The sequence below is a fragment of the Burkholderia sp. JP2-270 genome, from assembly GCF_003233675.1.
Lineage (GTDB): Bacteria > Pseudomonadota > Gammaproteobacteria > Burkholderiales > Burkholderiaceae > Burkholderia > Burkholderia pyrrocinia_C.
The window spans coordinates 24028-43161 of the sequence record NZ_CP029826.1; the positions used below are offsets into that span (position 1 = coordinate 24028).

Annotated in this window: 16 protein-coding genes and 1 pseudogene; 8 read left to right on the forward strand and 9 right to left on the reverse strand. The window is 65.3% G+C overall.

Annotated elements, in window-relative coordinates; translation table 11 throughout:
- Nucleotides 1–10: 10 nt before the first annotated feature.
- The 9 genes from DM992_RS33030 to DM992_RS33070 all read right to left on the reverse strand — a co-directional run bounded on the left by DM992_RS33030 (nucleotide 11) and on the right by DM992_RS33070 (nucleotide 10465).
- On the reverse strand, nucleotides 11–1108 hold the full coding sequence (locus tag DM992_RS33030; protein WP_111020532.1) for an alpha/beta hydrolase: 1098 nt from the start codon (nucleotides 1106–1108) through the stop codon (nucleotides 11–13).
- Nucleotides 1105–2046, reverse strand: a complete 942-nt coding sequence (locus DM992_RS33035; RefSeq protein ID WP_059615558.1) for a chlorinating enzyme — start codon at nucleotides 2044–2046, stop codon at nucleotides 1105–1107. Before DM992_RS33035 ends, DM992_RS33030 begins: the two co-directional genes overlap by 4 nt.
- Entirely contained in the window at nucleotides 2047–3876 is a 1830-nt protein-coding gene (locus DM992_RS33040; protein WP_111020533.1) for a non-ribosomal peptide synthetase, read from the reverse strand.
- The gene (gene fabD, locus DM992_RS33045) at nucleotides 3864–6173 is read right to left on the reverse strand and encodes an ACP S-malonyltransferase (RefSeq protein ID WP_111020534.1); all 2310 of its coding nucleotides are present in this window, start codon (nucleotides 6171–6173) and stop codon (nucleotides 3864–3866) included. Before fabD (DM992_RS33045) ends, DM992_RS33040 begins: the two co-directional genes overlap by 13 nt.
- 9 nt (nucleotides 6174–6182) lie before the next feature.
- Nucleotides 6183–7070: an ACP S-malonyltransferase gene (gene fabD / locus DM992_RS33050; protein ID WP_111020535.1), complete on the reverse strand. Its 888-nt coding sequence runs from the start codon at nucleotides 7068–7070 to the stop codon at nucleotides 6183–6185.
- Nucleotides 7067–7822, reverse strand: a complete 756-nt coding sequence (locus DM992_RS33055; protein WP_162631791.1) for an enoyl-CoA hydratase-related protein — start codon at nucleotides 7820–7822, stop codon at nucleotides 7067–7069. The genes fabD (DM992_RS33050) and DM992_RS33055 overlap by 4 nt, the downstream gene beginning before the upstream one ends.
- 53 nt (nucleotides 7823–7875) lie before the next feature.
- Nucleotides 7876–9108, reverse strand: a complete 1233-nt coding sequence (locus DM992_RS33060) for a hydroxymethylglutaryl-CoA synthase (RefSeq protein ID WP_111020537.1) — start codon at nucleotides 9106–9108, stop codon at nucleotides 7876–7878.
- 152 nt (nucleotides 9109–9260) lie between these two features.
- Nucleotides 9261–10064 (reverse strand): 4'-phosphopantetheinyl transferase superfamily protein, encoded by an 804-nt coding sequence (locus DM992_RS33065; protein ID WP_111020538.1) that lies wholly within the window; start codon nucleotides 10062–10064, stop codon nucleotides 9261–9263.
- Nucleotides 10061–10465 carry a DUF3224 domain-containing protein gene (locus DM992_RS33070; RefSeq protein WP_111020539.1) on the reverse strand — a complete coding sequence of 135 codons (405 nt, stop codon included), beginning with the start codon at nucleotides 10463–10465 and terminating at the stop codon, nucleotides 10061–10063. The genes DM992_RS33065 and DM992_RS33070 overlap by 4 nt, the downstream gene beginning before the upstream one ends.
- 663 nt (nucleotides 10466–11128) lie before the next feature.
- Between DM992_RS33070 and DM992_RS33075 the strand changes: the two are divergent.
- The 8 genes and pseudogenes from DM992_RS33075 to DM992_RS33110 all read left to right on the forward strand — a co-directional run.
- Nucleotides 11129–11461, forward strand: a pseudogene (locus DM992_RS33075) (transposase); the annotation flags it as partial.
- 240 nt (nucleotides 11462–11701) lie between these two features.
- A complete protein-coding gene (locus tag DM992_RS33080; protein WP_239511505.1) occupies nucleotides 11702–12232 on the forward strand; it encodes a DUF1697 domain-containing protein in 531 nt (176 codons plus the stop codon).
- A 71-nt stretch (nucleotides 12233–12303) separates the two neighbouring features.
- Entirely contained in the window at nucleotides 12304–13200 is an 897-nt protein-coding gene (locus DM992_RS33085) for a DUF6039 family protein (RefSeq protein ID WP_162631792.1), read from the forward strand.
- Between the two features lie 60 nt (nucleotides 13201–13260).
- Nucleotides 13261–13653, forward strand: a complete 393-nt coding sequence (locus DM992_RS33090) for a DUF3224 domain-containing protein (protein WP_111020542.1) — start codon at nucleotides 13261–13263, stop codon at nucleotides 13651–13653.
- 38 nt (nucleotides 13654–13691) lie between these two features.
- Nucleotides 13692–15185 carry a class I adenylate-forming enzyme family protein gene (locus tag DM992_RS33095; RefSeq protein ID WP_162631793.1) on the forward strand — a complete coding sequence of 498 codons (1494 nt, stop codon included), beginning with the start codon at nucleotides 13692–13694 and terminating at the stop codon, nucleotides 15183–15185.
- 43 nt (nucleotides 15186–15228) lie between these two features.
- Nucleotides 15229–16419 (forward strand): NAD(P)/FAD-dependent oxidoreductase, encoded by a 1191-nt coding sequence (locus tag DM992_RS33100; protein ID WP_111020544.1) that lies wholly within the window; start codon nucleotides 15229–15231, stop codon nucleotides 16417–16419.
- A 59-nt stretch (nucleotides 16420–16478) separates the two neighbouring features.
- Entirely contained in the window at nucleotides 16479–17468 is a 990-nt protein-coding gene (locus DM992_RS33105; RefSeq protein ID WP_111020545.1) for a DUF6039 family protein, read from the forward strand.
- 162 nt (nucleotides 17469–17630) lie between these two features.
- On the forward strand, nucleotides 17631–19133 hold the full coding sequence (locus DM992_RS33110; protein WP_239511506.1) for an efflux transporter outer membrane subunit: 1503 nt from the start codon (nucleotides 17631–17633) through the stop codon (nucleotides 19131–19133).
- Nucleotide 19134 lies beyond the last annotated feature (1 nt).

The following is a 19134-nucleotide window of genomic DNA, read 5'->3' on the forward strand; positions in this document are numbered from 1 at the left end:
GGCCCGTTATCTAGTGCGGGTCATGACCACGTTGAAAGGACAGCACGCGGGCCAGATCGGCCGGATCGCCGCGCATGCCGTCGAGATGGACGGCGCCAGGTATTGCGACGAGCTCCGCGCCGAGCAGGCCGGCGAGCGTGCGTGACCCCTCCGGATGCGTCGTCGTGTCGTGCTCGCCATACCCGACGAGACAGGGCGCGGTGATCCGCGCCAGATACGGACGGCAGTCCGTCGACATGATCGGGTGGTTCATCCGGCAGTACCGTTCGAGCAGCGCGTCATTCGCGAACGGATACAGCACGAGCGGCGCGAGATCCGGATCGGACAGGCGCGCCATGAAACCCACCAGCACGCCGCGCAACGCCTGCGCAGAGACCTGGTTCGACGTCACCATCTCCATCAGCGCCTGCAGGTTGCGCTGGTGCTCGGTCTTGGGCGCGTCGGCGCCCAGATCGAGATCGCCGAACCACAACGTCAACGTGCGCGCTCGCCGCGGATAGCGCGCGGCGAACGCGAGCGCGAGCATCGCGCCTCCGCAGATGCCGACGACGTGCGCGTCGCCCCATCCCGCGTGGTCGAGCACCGCCGCCGCATCGCCGACCTGGTCGTCGATCGCGAGCCCGTCGACACGCCGATCGAGCGAACCGAACATGCCGCGCGTCTCCCAACTGGCGACCGGCCGCGTCGCGCCGAGCCCCCGCAGCCAGCCCGCGGTCAGCTCGGCCGGCATGCCCGGCGCGCCGATCAGCAGTACCGGATGCACCGGATTCAACTGCCCGGCATGGACGACCGGCAACGGCACGCCGTCGGCCGCACTGACGTTGTGGCGGATCACCACGCCCTCGAGCCCGCGCGCGCGCGCGGCCGCGAGCGCGTCGGAAGGCGAGCGGCCGGCATCCGGCAGCGGGCCGGCCCCGGCGAGCACGCGCACCGCGGCCTGCCCGAGGGCGTCCGGCATCGAATCGGGCGCGATGCGCCGCGGCGGGCGCATGCCGGCCGCGGCGAACAGCGCCTCGATTGCGTCGGGCGCGTCAGCGGGAATCCCGAGCGGAACGGGAAGCTGCCGCTCGAGCGGGACGAGTCGCAACACGGCGTCGGCCAGATTCATCGCGCGTCTGGGAACTTGAAGCCGCGCGTGGTCTCGGTGACGAGCCGGTTGTGTCCGTATTCGTCTCGTCCCGCGACGAGCGCCGCGCCGTAACGGTCGAGCTTGATGCTGCCGCCGTACTCCTCGATCGCATCGGTATCGGGATAGATCCGCACGCAGGTCGGCACGTAACGCGCCGCGAAGCCGAGTCGCATCTTCTTCGTGTTGCCGACGTGCGGATGCGATGCATGCATCAGCGTCGACCAGAACATCACCGACTCGCCCGCCCGCAACTCGATCGACACGGCCTTCTCGACCTCCGGCTGCCAGTCAGGGTCGATCTGCAGCTCGCGGTAGTCATAGCCGAAGAAGCCGCGCCGCACACCGCCGTCCTTCTCCATCGCATTGATCCGGCCGGGGTTGTAGCGCATCTCCTTCGTCTCGTCGTAAAACATCTGCGTATGCGTGCCCGGAATGAACTGCAGGCAGCCCATCTCGATGCTGGCCTCGGTGAACGCGGTCCACACCGTGATCGTGCCGCCGAACTCCCGGTTCTGCGGCCAGACGATCTGCGGCGTGCCGGACGCATTCGCAAAGGTATCGGCCTGATGCCAGTCGGTCCCCTCGTCACCGGGATATTTCGGGAAAAACTCGCTGCGCCAGCACAGCACGTCCGGCCCGAGAATCGACGTGACGCGGCCGACGATTTCGGGGGCGAACACGTGTTCGGCGAGCATCCGGGAATCGAGATGCCGATCGTAATTCGCGATGTTCGTATTGCCGGACAGGCTGTCGAGATCGTAGACGGCGGCGGAGCGGTCCATGAGGCGCAGGCGTTCGGCCTTCCACAACGCGTCCATCTGTTCGGGTTCGTAGACCTTGATCGGCGCGATGAAGCCGTTGGCCTTGAACGAGGCGACTTCCTCGTCCGTCAGTCGGGGGAGCGTCGAAACCGTCATTTAGGTGTTCTCCAGTTGCTGCGGGTGGCGTTTCGATTCGCGGTTGACGATGGCCGCGATGTTCGTGATCGAACAGTCGCCGTCAAACTCGACGCCGGTAAGCTGCAGCCCGAAACGGGCGTTCAGTTGAAGGATGATTCGGCTGATCGACAGCGACGTCGCGCCCTGGTCGAACAGATCCACGTCCCACGACAGCCCGGGGTCGTCGAGCGCCTCGCCGCAGATGCCGGCGACCACCGCGGCGATCGAGCCCGTCGGTCGGCCTTGTCGCGCCGATTCGGTCTGACTGAGTGTTTCCAGTGTTTTCATGAGTGCTTGCCCGTTACGTTTTCCGTTGGAAGTCAGAGGGATGGCAGGAACTCCGATTAGGCGCGCCGGCACCATCTGCGGCGGCAGTCGTCTTGCCGCCTCGGCCATCAGCGCGGCGGCGGAGTGATTTCGCGAATCGGGCACGTAGAACGCGAGCAGACGCCGGTCGTCGTCACCCAGGTCCTGGACGACGACGACGCAGGACTCGATGCCGTCGATCAGACCGAGCTGATACTCGACCTCGCGAAGTTCGATCCGGAAGCCGCGGAGCTTGATCTGGTCGTCGCCGCGCCCTACATAGCAGAGTTCTCCGTCGATGCGGCAGCCGAGATCGCCGCTGCGGTACGCGCGCACGAGCGCGCCGCCGGGGCCGAGCGGCAGCATCACGAACCGTTCGGCGTCGAGTGCCGGGCGCCGTAGATAGCCGCGCGCGACACCGGCGCCCGTCACGACGATTTCGCCCGTCTCGCCCGGCGGCGTCGCCCGGCCCGCGGCGTCGAGCAGATGCACGTCGAGATCGTCGAGCGGCGCACCGATCGGCGTCGCTTGTTCGTGGACGAGGTCGGCGCAAGACAGCGCGCGATAGGTCACGTGAACCGTCGTCTCGGTGATCCCGTACATGTTGACGAGCCGCGGCGCGTCGTCGCCGTAGTGTTCGAACCAGCGCCGTAGATGGCTCGCCTCGAGACGCTCGCCACCCATCACGATATGGCGCAGCGCGGGAAACCGGCGTCCCGCCGCGATCGCCGCCCGTGTGAAGTGACTGAATGCGGTCGGCGTGAGCGACAGCATCGTGACGCCGGCTGACTCGACCAGCCCGGCGAAGCGTCCGGGCGCCTCGGCCACCGCGGACGGCACGATCACCAGCGTGCCGCCGTGCAGCAGCGCGCCCCAGATTTCCCACACGGAAAAATCAAAGCTGACCGAGTGAAACAGCGTCCAGACATCGTCGGCACCAAAACGGAAGTGGCGCCCGCTCGCACGAAACAGCCGCGTCACGTTTCCGTGCTCGACGACGACACCCTTCGGCTGTCCGGTGGAGCCCGACGTGTAGATCACGTAGGCGCTGTCGCGGGGTGTGACCTCCACGCCGGCCCGAGCCGGCCCGGACGACGCGGCGAGGTCGGCCACGACGCGTTGCGCGCCTCCCGGGACCGGCCGGGTGTCGCCCGCTTTCACGACGACGCCGGCCAGGCGCGCGTCGTCGACGAGATAGCGCAGCCGTGCGTCGGGATACCGCGGGTCGAGCGGGACGTAAGTGGCGCCCGCCTTGAGGATGCCGAGCATGCCGACGATCAGCTCGCAGTTGCGCTCGACATACAGGCCGATCAGCGCGCCCCGCCCGGTGGCGACGCCAGCCAGTCCGCGCGCGACCGCGCTCGCGCACGCATCGAGTTCGCGATAGGTCAGGCGCACGCCGTCGAATTCGAGCGCGATGCGCTCCGGCGTCGCGGCGGCCTGCCGCTCGAACAACGTATGCAGGCCGGCGGCTTCGGAAGGAGACGATTTCAGGACGTCCATGCTTGTCTCGACAGTTGATGTTCGGCGCGCGCCATAAGCTCCTCCGCGAGCGCGTCCACGTGGCGGCTCGCGCGGCTCTCGAACGCGCCGCCGCGCGCAAATGCGTTGAATGCGCCCATCGCCGGGCCGCTGTGGATCTGGAAATTGGCGCGCTCTGCCTCGACGCCGTCGATCGCCGATTCGATCGAGCGCGAGAAGTACCATTTGAATACGCGTGCCATGCGCGCCTTCGCATCCATCTCCAGGCGGGCCAGCTCGGCCGGCCGGTGCCGCGCGAGCCGTTCGCGCGTGAGATCCCAGATCACGTCGAGCGACATGCCCATGAAGCGCTCGAAGCCGTCCCGCGTGCGCGCCGGGAGCGCGGCGATGCTGTCGTGGGTCCGGTAGGCGAGATACAGTTGGTTCGCGCGGGCCGGAAAGAGCGTGCCGCGCCGGACCACCTGCACGCGCGCGCCGGTGACGAACAAGTCGCCCGCGGGTGCGTAGGCGGTGTCATGCAGCGCGAGTTCCGCGAGCATGTCCTTCACCAGGTCCGAGGTGCCCGCTTCCGGCGAGCACTGGTTCACGGACCCGACCAGCACGAATTCCGCCCCCAACACGAATGCCGCGGCAATCGATTCCGGCGTGCCGAGCCCACCCGCCGCCCCGACCCCGGTCACCGCGTCGAGCGGGGCCCGCGCCGTCATCGCGTCGCGCAGCCGCACGATCGCCGGCAGCAGCGCCAGCGCCACGCCGCCGTCGGTATGGCCGCCCGAGTCGGACTCGACGCACAGCTCCGTCGCAACGGGCAGACGCCGTGCCGCCTCGATCTCCGTCGCATCGAGCCGGCCCGCCTCATGCAGCCGCGTCAACAGCGCCTCGCTCGGCGCAGCGAGAAATGCGCTAGCAACCTCGGCGCGGGACACCTTGGCGAACACCTGGTTCGGCGCATGCGCGCGTCCGTTGCGGATCGACGCGCCACGGAAGCGAAATTCGACGATGGGCGCGCTCACCTGCATGAACGCCGACGCCTCGATATGGCGCACGCCATGCTTTAGATACAGATCGACCGTATGTTGCTCGAGCGTCGGGCGCTCGGGCGACGCCAGCAGATTCATGCCGAATGGATGCGCGTCGCCCAGCATGCCGCGTAGCTCGACGATCGCGCGCTCGACCTCGTCGAGCGGCAGGCCGCCCGCGCCGAAGAAGCCGAGCAGGCCGGCGCGCGCGGCGCGCACGACCATCTCGACCGACGCGATGCCGCGATACATCGAACCGGTCACGTAGGGGAGACGCACTTGATGCCGCTCGCAAAATGCGCGGCCGAGTCGTGCCCCGCTCCGTGACGGGACCCCGGCCATGCGCCCACCGTCCGCCGGCGCGCCCACGAAGGCCGAGGGCCCGACCGCGGCCTGCTGCGCTGCCTTCGCGTCGCGCGCGACAGTGCACACGGATCCAAGCGCCTCGTTCCAGAGCTTCGACATGGCCTGGCCCGGACCGATCTGCCGCGCGGTCATGACGCCGCACCGGCGCAGCATCGTCAGCCCATCCCACCACCGGACGCTGCTTGCCATCTGTCTCGCGAGCAGCGTCCGGACATCGCCCTGCGGATACAGCTCACCCGTCACGTTGGCCACGACAGGCGTGCGCGGCGCCCGCATCGGCGTGTTCGTCAAGACCGCCGCGAAGCGGTCGGCGGCCTCGAGCATGTGACGGGAATGGAACGCGGCGCTGACGGCGAGCGGAATCACGTTCGCCGCGCGCGTCTTGCGCAGATGCGCCGCCAGAGCCGACACGCCTGCGGCGTCACCGGATACGACCAGTTGCGTCGGCGAATTGATGTTGGCGATCTCGAGGCTGTCCGTACAGCCAGCGCGCGTCATCTCGGCCTGCAACGCGTCTTGATCGAGCCCGAGCACGGCGGCCATCGCCCCGCCCTCGACCTCGCCCATCAGACGGCCACGCTCGGCCACGAGACGGAGCCCCGTTTCGAAATCGAAGCAGCCTGCTGCGTGCAGCGCATTGAACTCGCCGAGACTGTGGCCGGCGTAGTAGTCCGGCGACGCGCCGTTCTCGCGTTCCCGGTAGGCGCTCAACGCATTGACCACGAATAGCGCGGGCTGCGTGAATGCCGTCCGCTTCAACAACTGGCCGGCGTCTTCGAGACACAACGCCTCGATCGAATAGCCAAGAATCGCATCGGCCTTCGCGACGTACTCGGGATACGCCGCGAACAGCTCGCGTCCGCCCATGCCCTTGAACTGGGCGCCCTGACCGGGAAACAACCATGCAACCGGTTCCTGCTTTCGCCTATCCATTCGACATCCTTACTGTGTCGCCAACTTGCCGGGACGACCCGGCAGCGCGCCCGCCCCTGGTTCAAAGCGTTCCCACAGCCCGTCGAGCACGCGGCCGGGGCCGATCTGCATGGCCTCGGTCACGCCCCGGTCGTGCAGGAACTGCATCGTGTCAACCCATCTCACCGGCCGCACGATCTGTGTTTCGAGCACCTCGCGCACGGTGCCAGGTCGGTATACGTGGCCGGTAGCGCTCGATACGGTCGGCCATTTCGGATCGGCCAGTTCGAATTCACGGAGCATGTCCCTGAAGCGCGCGGCGGCATGCTCCGCGTATCGCGAGTGGAACGCGCCACCTACATGAAGATGAACAGTGCGCGCCAGCTCACGCTCGACCAGCACTGCGTCGAGCGTGGCGATACTCGCGTCGGGACCGGCGAGCACGGTCTGGGTCGGCAGGTTATAGTTGGCGACGTCGAGCCCCGTCAGGCCGAGTTCGTCGATCACGCCCAGCAATTGCTCGAGATCGGGGCCGATCACGGCGAGCATCGACCCGTTTCCCGCCGGCGCCATGCAGCGCGCGCGGCACTGCACGATCCGCAGCCCCGTTTCGAAATCGAAGCAGCCGGCAGCGAACAGCGCGCTGAACTCACCGAGGCTGTGTCCGGCAAGGAAGGCCGGCCACGGCTCGCGACGGCGTCTTTCCAGAAACATGAGCGCATTCACGACATACAGCGCCGGCTGGCAGTATTCAGTGGTCGAGAGGCGCTCGTCGGGATCCTCGACGCACAATTCGCGGATCGAATATCCGAGAATCCGGTCCGCCTTGGTGACCAAGCCCGGGAACAGATCGAACACCTGCGCGCCCATTCCACGCCGTTGCGTGCCCTGCCCCGGAAACAGCCACGCGCGGCTCATGTCCGCACCTCCGCCGCACGCGCGCCGTCGTCGGCCAATCCGCGCGCCGTCGCAACCTCCCACGGATAGCGCCGGCTGCGTGCGAACTCGGTCAGGCGCTGCACGACGTCGGTCGACGCCAGGATCGTTTCCAGTTCGTCCAGCGCGCTGTCTAGCGTGACGTCGTCGATCGCGCTGAGGCGTCCCAGATAGCGCTTCGCGCGGCCGATACCTTCCGGCGCGACCATCCGCAGGCGCTGCAACAGCTTCGGCAGCGCGTCGTCGGCCAGCGTGTCGGCAAGCCCGCATGCTTTCGCGGCCTCGGCGTCGATCGGCAAGGTCGTCAACGTCATCCGCCGACATGCCTGAAAACCGATCCGCCGAATCAGAAACGGGGCGATCAGGCACGGCACCAGCCCCCACAGAATCTCGGGCAAGCTGAACACGCTGCGCGGCGTCGCGATGACATAGTCGCTGGCCGCCGCGAGACCGACACCGCCGCCACTCGCCTTGCCGTCGACGATGCTGACGACCACGACATCCGCCTCGGTCATGTGCCGCAGCAGTTCGAGAAAGCGCTGACCACCCGAGCCTCTGACCGCATGGCCCGTCGCCGCCGCCTCGAGATCCATGCCGCTGCTGAAGTGGCCTCCCGAGCCTTCGATGATCAGCGCGTGCGCGGCCGGGTCCGCTTCGCACGCGTACAGCGCGTCGTGCAACGCATCGACAATCCGCGGCGACAGCTTGTTCTGGCTGGCGGCGGCGTTAAGCACGAAACGGTGCCAGCCAGGCCCACGCTCAGTCAGAACTTCGTGGTTTTGCATATTCAGGCCCACCGGTATTCGCGATGAAAATTACGGATGCCTGCCAGCACGAGCAGGCCGCTGCCGTCGAAGTGAGACTTCATGATGTGCGCGTAAGACGACAGGTCTGGTTGGAGGTCCTGCACGCCGCACATCCTTTGCAGGCTCAGGTCGCTGATCCGCTCGTAATCGTCCATCCCGAGCGCGAGCCGGTCCGCGATCGCGCGCGACAAGCCGCCCTCGCGGAAGCGCCGGATGCCTTGAGGCTGGACCACGCCGCTGTAGAACTCGGACGCGCATCCCGATCCGTACGAGAACAGGCCGATGCGTCGCGCGACCGTCTCGTCGACGTGTTCGAGCAGCGAGCACAGCGCCAGATAGAGCGCCGCAGAGTAAACATTGCCAACCATCTGGCAGACCCGGATCGACGGCTCGACTCGCGACGCGAAATCGGCATCGATGTCGGCCGCAGTCCAGCCGCCGACGCGACTCAGCAGGCGGCGATGCGCCGACTTGACCATCCCGGCGAAAGGCGTATGTAGCACGAGATAGCGGAACGAACCGGCCAGATCGACGCCCTCGACCCGTTCGCAGTAATGTCGGTAGCTGGCCTCGAGACAGGTCATGTAGGACAGGATCGACAGATCGCTGTCGCCGGCCTCGAGGTCGGGTCGCGGGCGCAAGGTGTCCATCACCTCGAAGCTGTGATAGCCATTCGCGCCGAAATCGACGGCGAGTATCTCGGGCTGGTTGCTGACGAGCATCGCGACCGCGCCGGCGCCCTGCGACGGCTCCCAGTAGGTGTTGCGCGCCGCGATGCTCGACGCGTCCGCGGCGATCACGAGCGCCTTCACATCGCGACGCGGGCTCGCTTTCACAAACGACAGCGCCATCTGCAACGCCGCCGTGCCGCCATAGCACGCATGCTTGACCTCGAATGAACGGCAGCGCCGCGAGAGCCCCAGATAGTGCGCAATATACGTGCTGATCGGTTTGCCGAAATCCAGCCCCGACTCCGTACCGACGATCACGAGTTCGATCGCGTCGCGTTGCTCGGGCGACAATGCCTCGATCAGCGGCTTGGCCGCATTGACGCCGTTGGTCACCGGGTCCTCGATCGGCAGATTCACCGACTTGCGCGCCATCAGCAGATTCGACATGCGCGCCGCATCGAGCCCTCGCGCCTCGAAAAGCTCCGCGACGCCGAGCGACATGCGTCCGACGTACGCGTGAATCGCCTCAATTCCTACAGTCATACATGCTCCACCGCGCTGTGGTCACTTCCCACGCTTGAAAATTAGGTATGCGAATTTTCAACAACATTGATATTTCGACTGTTGAAATCTTCCACATCACGATTTTTCCATCCGGACAGGCCCCAGCAGCCCCCCCCCCCCGCAGCTACGCCTCAGGAGATCGTCGCCGCCTTTGTACGCCGCGCCGATTGCGGCGCCCCCATCCATTCAGTGCCGCGATCCGGTATCTCCCCGCCCACCTGCGTCATACGCGTATCGGGCCACTCGATGCGGGTCAAGTCGATCTCCGCATCCCCGCCGATGCGCAGGGCCAGCGACTCGACGTGTCGGTCATGGGTCACGTGCTGGGCCAGCCGCCACGGCCCGGCCGCGGCTGCCGGCGCAGCGCGCAGGCGCGGCGCCGCCTCGAGTTCGAACGCAAGCTCGCAAAACGGCAGGTGAAGGCCCATTCCGACGCCCTTCGCGACGGCCTCCTTCAAGGTCCAAAGCCGGACAAACTCGGCATCGCGACCGGGCGCGTCGAGTCGAGCGACGCGAGCCCGCTCCGACGGAGCGAGACACGCATCCATGACGACGTGGCCCGGGTTGCGTCGAAGCGCCTCCACATCGACGCCGCACGGAATCGTGCCGCTGACGACACAGGTCACGCGCGTCTCGCAATGCGAGAGGTTGAAGCGCGGACGGCATCGAAACCGCTCATCCAGTTCGGGACGGCCGTATCGGCCCGTCGAGAAACGCCACTCGCGGGGCCCGTAAGACGGGTCGGCGTGGCTCAGCGCCCGACGTAGCAAACCATGCGCCGCCAGATAGGCGCGCCGATCTCGCTCGAACACGAAACGCCCGGCACGCGCCATCTCGTCGTCGTCGCATGACGCAGCTAGCGCCTCGAATCCACTCGCCCCGAGCGCGTCGATCGACGCGCTCCACCAGGCGACCACGTGTCGGCTCGAGGTCATGCACGACGGGTATCGATAATCAGCGTGCTCTTCATCGGATTCCCCGCGTCGGCCTCGATGCGCGCGGCCGCGTCAAGGCCCGCAAAGGCCCCGGAGCACGCATCGGCAACCACGCCCGCCTCGATCGTGGCGACGCCGTTCTCGAATACGCCGTCGTGACGCAAGACCAGCGCGCCCTGCAAGCCGCCGCTGGCGACCGTGGTCGTCTCGAATCCGCTGAACAGCGCCCTCGACGGTGTCAGATAGACGAGCGAATACGTGACGCTGGATACCGCGTCGAATCCGCCTTCGTACTGGTAAGTGACGACCGCACTGGTCATCTTGCGGCCGTCGCCGAATTCCGACAGGGTCTGTTCCACCCAGTTCAGCATAGTCCGAACCACGACTAACTGTTCGTTCATGTTGGCACCTTGTTAAACAACGCCCGGCGTTGCTCGATCTATTTCAAAAAGACGAAAACAACTCTTCGGTGAACGACACCCGAATTCGAATGCTCGGTCGTTCCCGCGTCAAAACGGAGCAATTCTCCGACACACAACACTCCACAGCCAAATAACTTTTTATTATCTTGATGCGCTTTCAAATCAACAGATCGGAATGTTATCACTGATACGCCACACGGAATTTTTCGTCGATATTTTTTATCACCCCCTCGCATCAAAGTAATTCGTTATGCTAGCATCCGACCTGTTTAGTCATGCATGAATAGCTCACGCAATACATGGACACTGATCGACACCCCTAACGGAAGGGAGTGAATCGATCTGAACCATAGCGCAATCGCGGGTGTTTTCTAGCTATTTTCAAACACAAAGAGACCCAAGAGAGCTGTTTCAAAAAGACCGAACCAATGTTTCAAAAAGACTGGCATCTCAATTTTTGCCATTGATATGCCAGTTTCAAAAAGACTGATTGAGTTTCAAAAAGACTGTTTGAGTTTCAAAAAGACCACCATTCAATTCTCAAAGGAATGCTGCGTCTGTTTCAAAAAGACCCTGAATAGGCGATTAACTTTTTTTCGGCTGACCGCACACCGCCTCGATTAAGATAGGCGGATCGGTCAGTTGGGCGGTCCAGTCATGGATGATCAACTGTGGGCAAGAATCGAAGCACTGTTACCTCCACCGAAGCCGCGCCGCTTCAAGTACCCGGGCCGCAAGCCCGTACCAGACCGCGTGGCCCTGACGGGGATAATTTTCGTTCTGAAGACGGGCATACGCTGGGGCGACCTGCCGCCGGACTTGGGTTGCGGTTCAGGTGTCAGTTGCTGGCGCCGTCTCCGCGACTGGCAACAGAGCGGGATATGGGAAAAGATGCAAGCAATCCTGATGGATGAAATCGATGCGGAAGAAAAAATCGACTTCTCACGGGCGGCAAAACGTGCCGGAACCGTCCGAAGTCCACGCGTGAAAGAGGGGCCGCCGCGCAGCCAGTCCGGCGAATCGTCAGGCACGCGGATCACGCTTTAGCCGCAACGGAGTTCGCTAGGAAGATCGCCGGTCTCCAAATCGTGCCACGGCAATCGGACTCGACGCATCGCATCACCGGCAGCATCGGTCGGCGGCGTTCACGGCGGAGGACCTTATTGGTCTTCCTCTATAGAATGCATCCTCCTTCCACCCGAACCCCTTATATCCATGCGTTACATCTGCCTGCTTAGAGGAATCAACGTCAGTGGCCATCGCAAGGTGACAATGAAAGAGTTGCTGGAATTGTGCACGAATTTGAAATTCCGGAATGCCATCAGCTACTTGCAGAGCGGCAATCTGGTTCTCGAATCGACGCTGAAGGCAGCCGAACTCGAATCAACGCTCGAGCGCGAAATCGCCGACCGTTTCGGCTATGTCGATGTCTCCGTGATGGCGCTCACCAAGGCCGGCCTCTCGGCCGTGATCGACGGACTACCGAAGCACTGGCGCGAGTACGACCCGTCCAAGCTGCACTTCTCGTTCCTGAAGATGGCGGGCGCCCAAGCCGGCAGCGCCGCGTCGAAAGACTATCTTCCCGACGAGTACGTGGTCGGCGAGCGCGTGGTCTACGTCCATTGCCCAAACGGATATGGACGCACCAAGCTGAACAACAGCTTCGTCGAACGGCTGACTGGCACGCAGGCCACGACCCGCAACTGGAACACCACGCACCACCTGCTTGAACTCGTCGCGGCCTAGCTGGCGCGGCATCTGAACGACTCGGCGCCAGCTCGCCCAGGGCCAGCGCATTAGCCAGATGAACTAAGGAAATGACAGACAACCGAACCAGTCGTGATACCCGCAGCTTCGTGTCGGCTGCCGTCGCACAATTGCCCGACGGTGCTGCGGCCATGCATTCGCTGAATGCCGGGATGGTGATCCATCGCGAGGCCCAGGTCCATTACGACTATCTGCCCGAGGCGCGCGCGTTCGCGATCCAGCTTCAGAACTATATGAACATGAAGCTGTCTCCCGACGCCGTCACGCTCGTCTACGAGGAAGTGTTCGGACGTCACGGAAAGATGCATTGGCTCGTTCATATGAAGACCCCCTCCGACTATGGCCGCCTCCTCGACCTGGTCGACCACGATAAGGCGTTCCAGGATATCTATCAGGAAGACCGTCTGCCCGAGCGAGGCGGTGGCAACTGGGAGCGGATCTTCGTCCAGGGCAGCTTCCGCGAGCACGTGATCGTGCCGCAGCACGGTTTCGCACGCGAAGCGATGAACGAACTGGATCCGCGCAGCTTTCTTCCTCCCGCGCGCCACCAGATCGCGGACGCGAACGCGCCGTTCCTTCACTCGGGCAATTGCGGCGTGCTGGTGCTTCGCTCGCTGCAGGCCCGGTACGAATCGCGCGACCTCGCGCGCTTCTATCTGAGCGAATGGCAATCCGTTGTCAACGCTCGTCTGGGCGGAAGCGCCACCGTCGCGCAATTCGAGGAAATGTGGGGTACGCAGGACCGCCTGCATCTGCTGATCCATTTCCGCGATCTCGATGCCTGCCATGCACTGCGGCAGCTCGAGGCGACTGACGCGGAGCTGCGCGAGCTGATGGGCAAGCCGCGCGTCAACCTGAACGGCGAGCGCGCGGCCTGGGGCGGCCTGTTCGAAACCGGCTCGATGCACGACGTCGTGATGCTCGCCGTCGAGCCGGATCGGCCCTGAAGGCCATCGTCGGCATGGCGATACCGAGCCATGCCCTACCAACTTCAAGGAGTAAGAATCATGATGACCCGCAAGAGCGCTTTCAAGATTACACGTTGGGAGGAACAAGAGAACGATCAATGGGCAGGCGGCAAGCTCACGCGCACCGTGGCAACCAAGGAGTTCACTGGCGAGCTCGAAGGCACGGCGGTACTCGAGGCGATCATGCTGCGCCTGTCCGGCGATGACGGCGTGATGAGCTACGTCGGCGTCGAACGGATCCAATGCACGATCGACGGCCGTGAAGGCACGTTCATTCTTACTCACCACGCCGAGGCGCGGCACGATGAGCGTCACGCGACCTGGAAGATCCTGCCCGGCTCAGGGACTGGCGGCCTGATCGGCATCCATGGAAGCGGCAGCATCACGCCAGACCACGACTTCATCCTGACCTACGCTTTCGGCGAACAGTGATGCGCCTTCTGGGTACCTTCAACGGCTGGCGTACGCGCATGCCGAAACTGACGCCGTCGCGGGATACCGGTGCATTGACGGTACCCGACTTGCTCGACGCCCGCGCCGACGCCAGCGCCGATCACGCGCCATTGCGCCTGCCCTCGGGCGCTCGGCTGACGTACGGTGCATGGCGCGCGCGCTCGGGCTCGGCCGCACTCGGGCTCTATCAGAACGGGCTGCGCATCGGCGCACGGGTCGCGTTGATCTTCGACGGACTGGACTGGCTCGACTACGCGGTCGCTTATATTGCCGTCCTGCGTTGCGGCGCGACCGCCATACACATGAACGGCCACATGCCCGACGCGGAAATCCAGCGCCGGCTCGCCGAATGCGACTGCTCGACCCTGATTCGCTCGCGCTTCGTCGCGCCGCCGCGCGGTTTTTCCGGCCAGCATTTCACGATCGACGAACTGCTGCGCGGCGACGAATCGCTGTCGGCAATCCCGATCGCGCCCGACAGCATCGCTGAGATCCGCTATACGTCGGGCACCACGGGCGCCGCAAAGGGCTACCTCGTCAGCCACGACAACCTGACCTTCGGCCGCGCCCTCGACTCGATGCAAGCGCTGTCCGGCGCATCGGGTATGTTGGTGCCGATGACGCTTGGCACCTCGACCAGCGCGACGCTGCTCGTGATCGCGCTGACTTCGACCGCGCCGATGCTGCTGTGCTCGCCGCTCGATATCGAGTCGATGGGCGAGCTGATCGAGCGCGAGCGGATCACGGCCTTTATGATTACGCCGCGTGTCGCGCAGGAAGTCGTCGAGGCACGGCTCGGCGAGCGCCACGATCTCGGCTCCGTCCGGCTGGTCGCGTCGGCCTCGTCGCCGCTGAGCCCGTCCATGGCTGCGTCGCTGCTCGCGATGATGCCGAATGCGACCTTGCAGATCGCCTGCGCGCAATCGGAGGCGAGCCCCGCGCTGCTGACACATACCTATACCAAGGACCGGCCGTTCTCGGTCGGCCGGCCCTCGCCCGCTACGGAAATCCGCGTCGTCGGACCGGATCTGAGCGATGCGGCGGACGGCGAGCTTGGCGAACTCTGGCTGCGCACGGCGGCACCCAAGCGCCTGTTTCTGACGGCCCCCGACGTCAACGCGGTGCTGCGCAAGGACGGCTGGTACCGCACCGGCGATCTGGTGCGCCGCGACCCGAGCGGCGAAATCGAATTCTTCGACCGCAAAGCCGACGCGCTCGTACGCGACGGCCAGCTGATTTCGTCGATTCACATGGAGGCGACGCTGATGAACGACGCAAACGTGCGTGAAGCCGCCGTCGTGTCGGTCGACCGCGGCGCCGAACCAGCTCAGATCGTCGCCTTCGTCGCGTTGCGCGATCCGAATGCGTTGCAGGCCGTCAAGGACGCGTTGTCGAACACGGTCCCGCCGGCGCAGTTCCCGGACGCGTTCGTCGTCGTGTCCGCGCTGCCGCGCACGCAGAACGGCAAGGTGCTCAAGCGCGAACTTCGGTTGAACGTCGGCATCCGGTAACGGAGCCCCCCTGATGTCACCAGGAAAAAGCAAGGATCCAGCCATGTATGACTTGATCGTGGTCGGCGCACGCGTTGCCGGCTCGCCCGCCGCCATGCTCGCGGCCCGCGCCGGCCTGCGCGTGCTGCTGCTCGACCGTGCGGGGTTTCCGTCCGACACGCTGTCGACGAACTACATTCATCAGCCCGGCTGTGCCCGCCTCGCGCGCTGGGGCCTGCTTCAAAAGGTGATTGATTCCGGCTGCCCGGCAATCCCTCGCACGCGTTTCGAAACGCGCGGCATCGTGATCGAAGGCGGAATCAGCACCGATTATGTCCAGGACGCGGCCTACGCGCCGCGCCGCTACGTGCTCGATCCGCTGCTGCTGGAGGCCGCCCGCGATGCGGGCGCCGAGTTCAGGGAGCATTGCACGGTCGTCCAGACGCTCACCAACGACGGCCGCGTGGCCGGCGTGGTTCTGCGGAATCGGTCGGGCGCGCTGCGCGAGGAACGGGCGCGTCTCGTCGTCGGCGCGGATGGCATGCATTCGACGATTGCGCGCCTCGTTGGTGCAGAGGTAACGCGCGAGGATCCGATCATGACCTGTGCCTATTATTCTTTTTGGCAGGATCTTAATTCGCATTACGAACTTTATGAAGGCGATGACCTATGGGTGGGCGCCGTACCGACCAACGACTCCATTCTCGTCGCCACGTATTTCCCGCAGCACGCGTTCGAGACGATCCGCTCCCGGTCGTTCGATGCGCATCTCGACGCCGTCGCCACCTGCGCGCCCGCGCTGCGCGACCGGATGCGCCGCGCGACACAGACCGGCAAGCTTTGGGGGACCGGCGTGCAGCGGAATTTCTTTCGGCGCGCCGCTGGCCCGGGATGGGCGCTCGTCGGCGACGCCGGTCATCACAAGGATTCGATCAGCGCCCGTGGCATCACCGACGCGTTCGTCCAAAGTGAACTACTGATCAAGCGGATCCAGCACGCGATTCATGACGACGCACAACTCGACGCGGCACTGGCCGAATTCGCCCGAGATCGAGACACGTTGATGATGCCGGGCTATCTCGCCACGCTCAATGTCGCGCAGATGGACAAGAAGGACAACCGGCTGAGTCTGCTGCGGGGAGTAGCCGGGGACCCGCGGCTCACGGCCTTGTATTTCGACGTCGTGGCGGGCATCCGACCCGGGACCGACCTGAAGCGCGCACTCGACGAACGTATTGCCGCCACGCAGCCCTGACGCCCCCGGCTTGCTCATTGTTTCGCCGTTCCTTTCCACCCATCACACGCAGAGGAATCATGACCCAACATTCCAACCACCCGCTCGCGGACAACGACGTGCCGTGCGCGCGCCATCAGACCGCGATTCCGTACGAGCAGATTCTGCATTCGGCCAATGCCGGTCTCGTCGTCCACCGCAAGGCGATCGCGAAGGCCGAGTTCCGCTCGGAGGCCCGTATATTCGCGCGTGAGCTCGGCGAGTACATCACGAGCCGCCAGATCGGCGTGGCGTCGGTCTTCGTCTACGAAGAGACTTTCGGCACGAAGGATGTCGTGCACTGGCTCATGCATATCTCCAGCCTCGATGCTTACCAGACGATGGTCCGGATGGGCAACAGCGATCCGGGCTTTCGCGAGATCTTCTTCAAAGAGCGGATCGACTCGAAGAAGGGCGGCGGTACCTGGGACCGGGTTTTCGTCGATGGCAGCGTGACCGAAACCGTGCTTCTGCCTCAGTTCTACGGGATGTACGGCACGGCCATCGAAGGCCGCCCGGCCGTCGTGACGAAGGAGACGAGTTCCGGCGGCCTGATCCTGCCGCCCGCGCAACATCAAACATCGGTGCCGCCCGAGCAGTTGCTCAATTCCGCCAACGCCGGCATCGTCATCCATCGTACGGGCCAGCTGGCTTTTCGTTTTCGGTCGGAAGGACGGCAGTTCGCGCGCGCGGTCGCCGAAACGATCAACACGCATCAGCGCGGTGTCGCATCGGTGTTCCTCTACGAAGAGGCATTCGGGCGTTCGGACCGCATTCATTGGCTGATTCACCTGAAGGACCTGTCGGCCTACTACTCGCTGATCGACATGCGCGCGGCCATGACGCCAGAAGTGGCGGCCGTCTACAGCAAGCAATGGATTCCCGACGAGAAAGGCGGCGGCGACTGGAGCCGCATGTTCCTCGACGCGACGCTCGAGGATGTCGCGCTCACGCCGCAGCACTGGAACATGTATGCGACCCAGGGCAGCGCGCAGGCTACCGTGGAAGCGGCCGCCGCGGCACTAGAGTAAGGCCATGGCGCCCGATGGCATGAATCCCGGTCCGCGACGCCGTGCCGCGCGCGGCCGACGGAGCGGTTGGTTGTGCCCGGCCGCCGGCCCCGTCGGCAGCCCCGTACGGGGCTGCCCGAACCGGGCCGACACTGACAAGCAAGTTGTGACCAGATGCTCTCCTTGACTCTTTCCGCCAGGGCGTGGGTGATCCCCGGTCTGTCGCTGCTGCTGAGCGCCTGCTCGGTCAGCCCGCCCCCTCCGCCCGCAATGCCGGCCGCCCCCGCCCGATGGAGTGATCGTCCGGGCGCCGACGCCGCCGTTGTGCCGATACCCGCCACCAGCACCGCCTGGTGGACGAGCCTTGGCGATCCCGCCATTGACGCACTGATCCAGGCTTCGCTGGCCGACAACCCGACGCTCGAGCAGGCGGCGGCCCGCGTCGATCAGGCTCGAGCTGCGGCAGGCATCGCGGCCGCACAACGGTTGCCGACGCTAACCGCCAACGGCTCCGCGAGCCGCGCGCAAACCGCCTATGTCAACGGAACCAGCAACAGCGCCGGCTTAGGCGGCAACGCCAGCCAGGTCGGCCAGAATCTCGACCTGCTGTACGGCACCGCGCAGATCGGCCCGGCGCTGTCGTGGGAAATGGATCTGTGGGGACGTGTCCGGCAGTCGCGAATCGCCGCGAACGAGCGGCTCGCGGCCCGCAACGCCGACGCCCGCAGCGCGCGCCTCGCGATCGAAGCCGAAGTCGCAAGGAATGTGGCCGAATTGCGCGCGTGCCGATACTCGCTCGAGGTTCGCGATAGCGATATCGCATCGCGTGACCTCGAACTCGGCCTGATCCGGCAACGCCTGGCGGCGGGCAACGTGGCCCGCATCGACGAGGCCAGCGCGATCGGCAATCTCGCCGCCTCCCGCGCCAGCCGTCTGGACCAGGCCGAACGCTGCGACCAGCTCGACAACGCGCTGGTCGCGTTGTCGGGACTCGACCTCGGTACGGTCAAGTCGCTGATGCGCCAGCCGCTCGCCAACAACGCCCGCATCCCGGAACCGCCGCCAACGCGGCCGGCACTGCCGGCCACCGTCCTGACGATGCATCCCGATATTGTCTCCGCACGGCGGGAAGTCGACGCCGCGTGGGCGGACATTGGCGTCGCGCGCGCGGAACGCCTGCCCCGACTCGAACTCGACGCGATGCTGGCAGGCCAGTGGCTGACCGCGCTTGGCAAAACCTTCAGCATTCTGGCGTGGTCCGTCGGCCCCACGCTCAGCGGAACGCTGTTCGACGGCGGCGCAGGCAGCAGCAAGGTCGCCGCCGCGCGCGGGCGCTATCGCGAAGCCGTCGCGAATCTCGAAGCGCACATTCGCGAGGCCGTACAGAACGTCGAAAACGCGCTCGCGCGCCAGGCATCGGCCGACGCACGTCTCACGTCGTCGCGCGAAGCACGCCAGGCCGCCGGCGACGCGCTGCGCGCCAACGAGGCCCGCTGGCGCGCCGGCGCGATCAGTCGCTTCGAACTCGAAACCTCGCGTCGTCAGTTCGAAACGGCCGAGGAAAGCGTGATCGACGCAGCCCGGGACCGCTGCACGGCCTGGGTCGCGCTGGTCAAGGCGACCGGTTACGGGCCGAGTCTCGCGACCGCCCTGCCGAGCTCTTCAGGCGACTCTTCCCCATCATGAA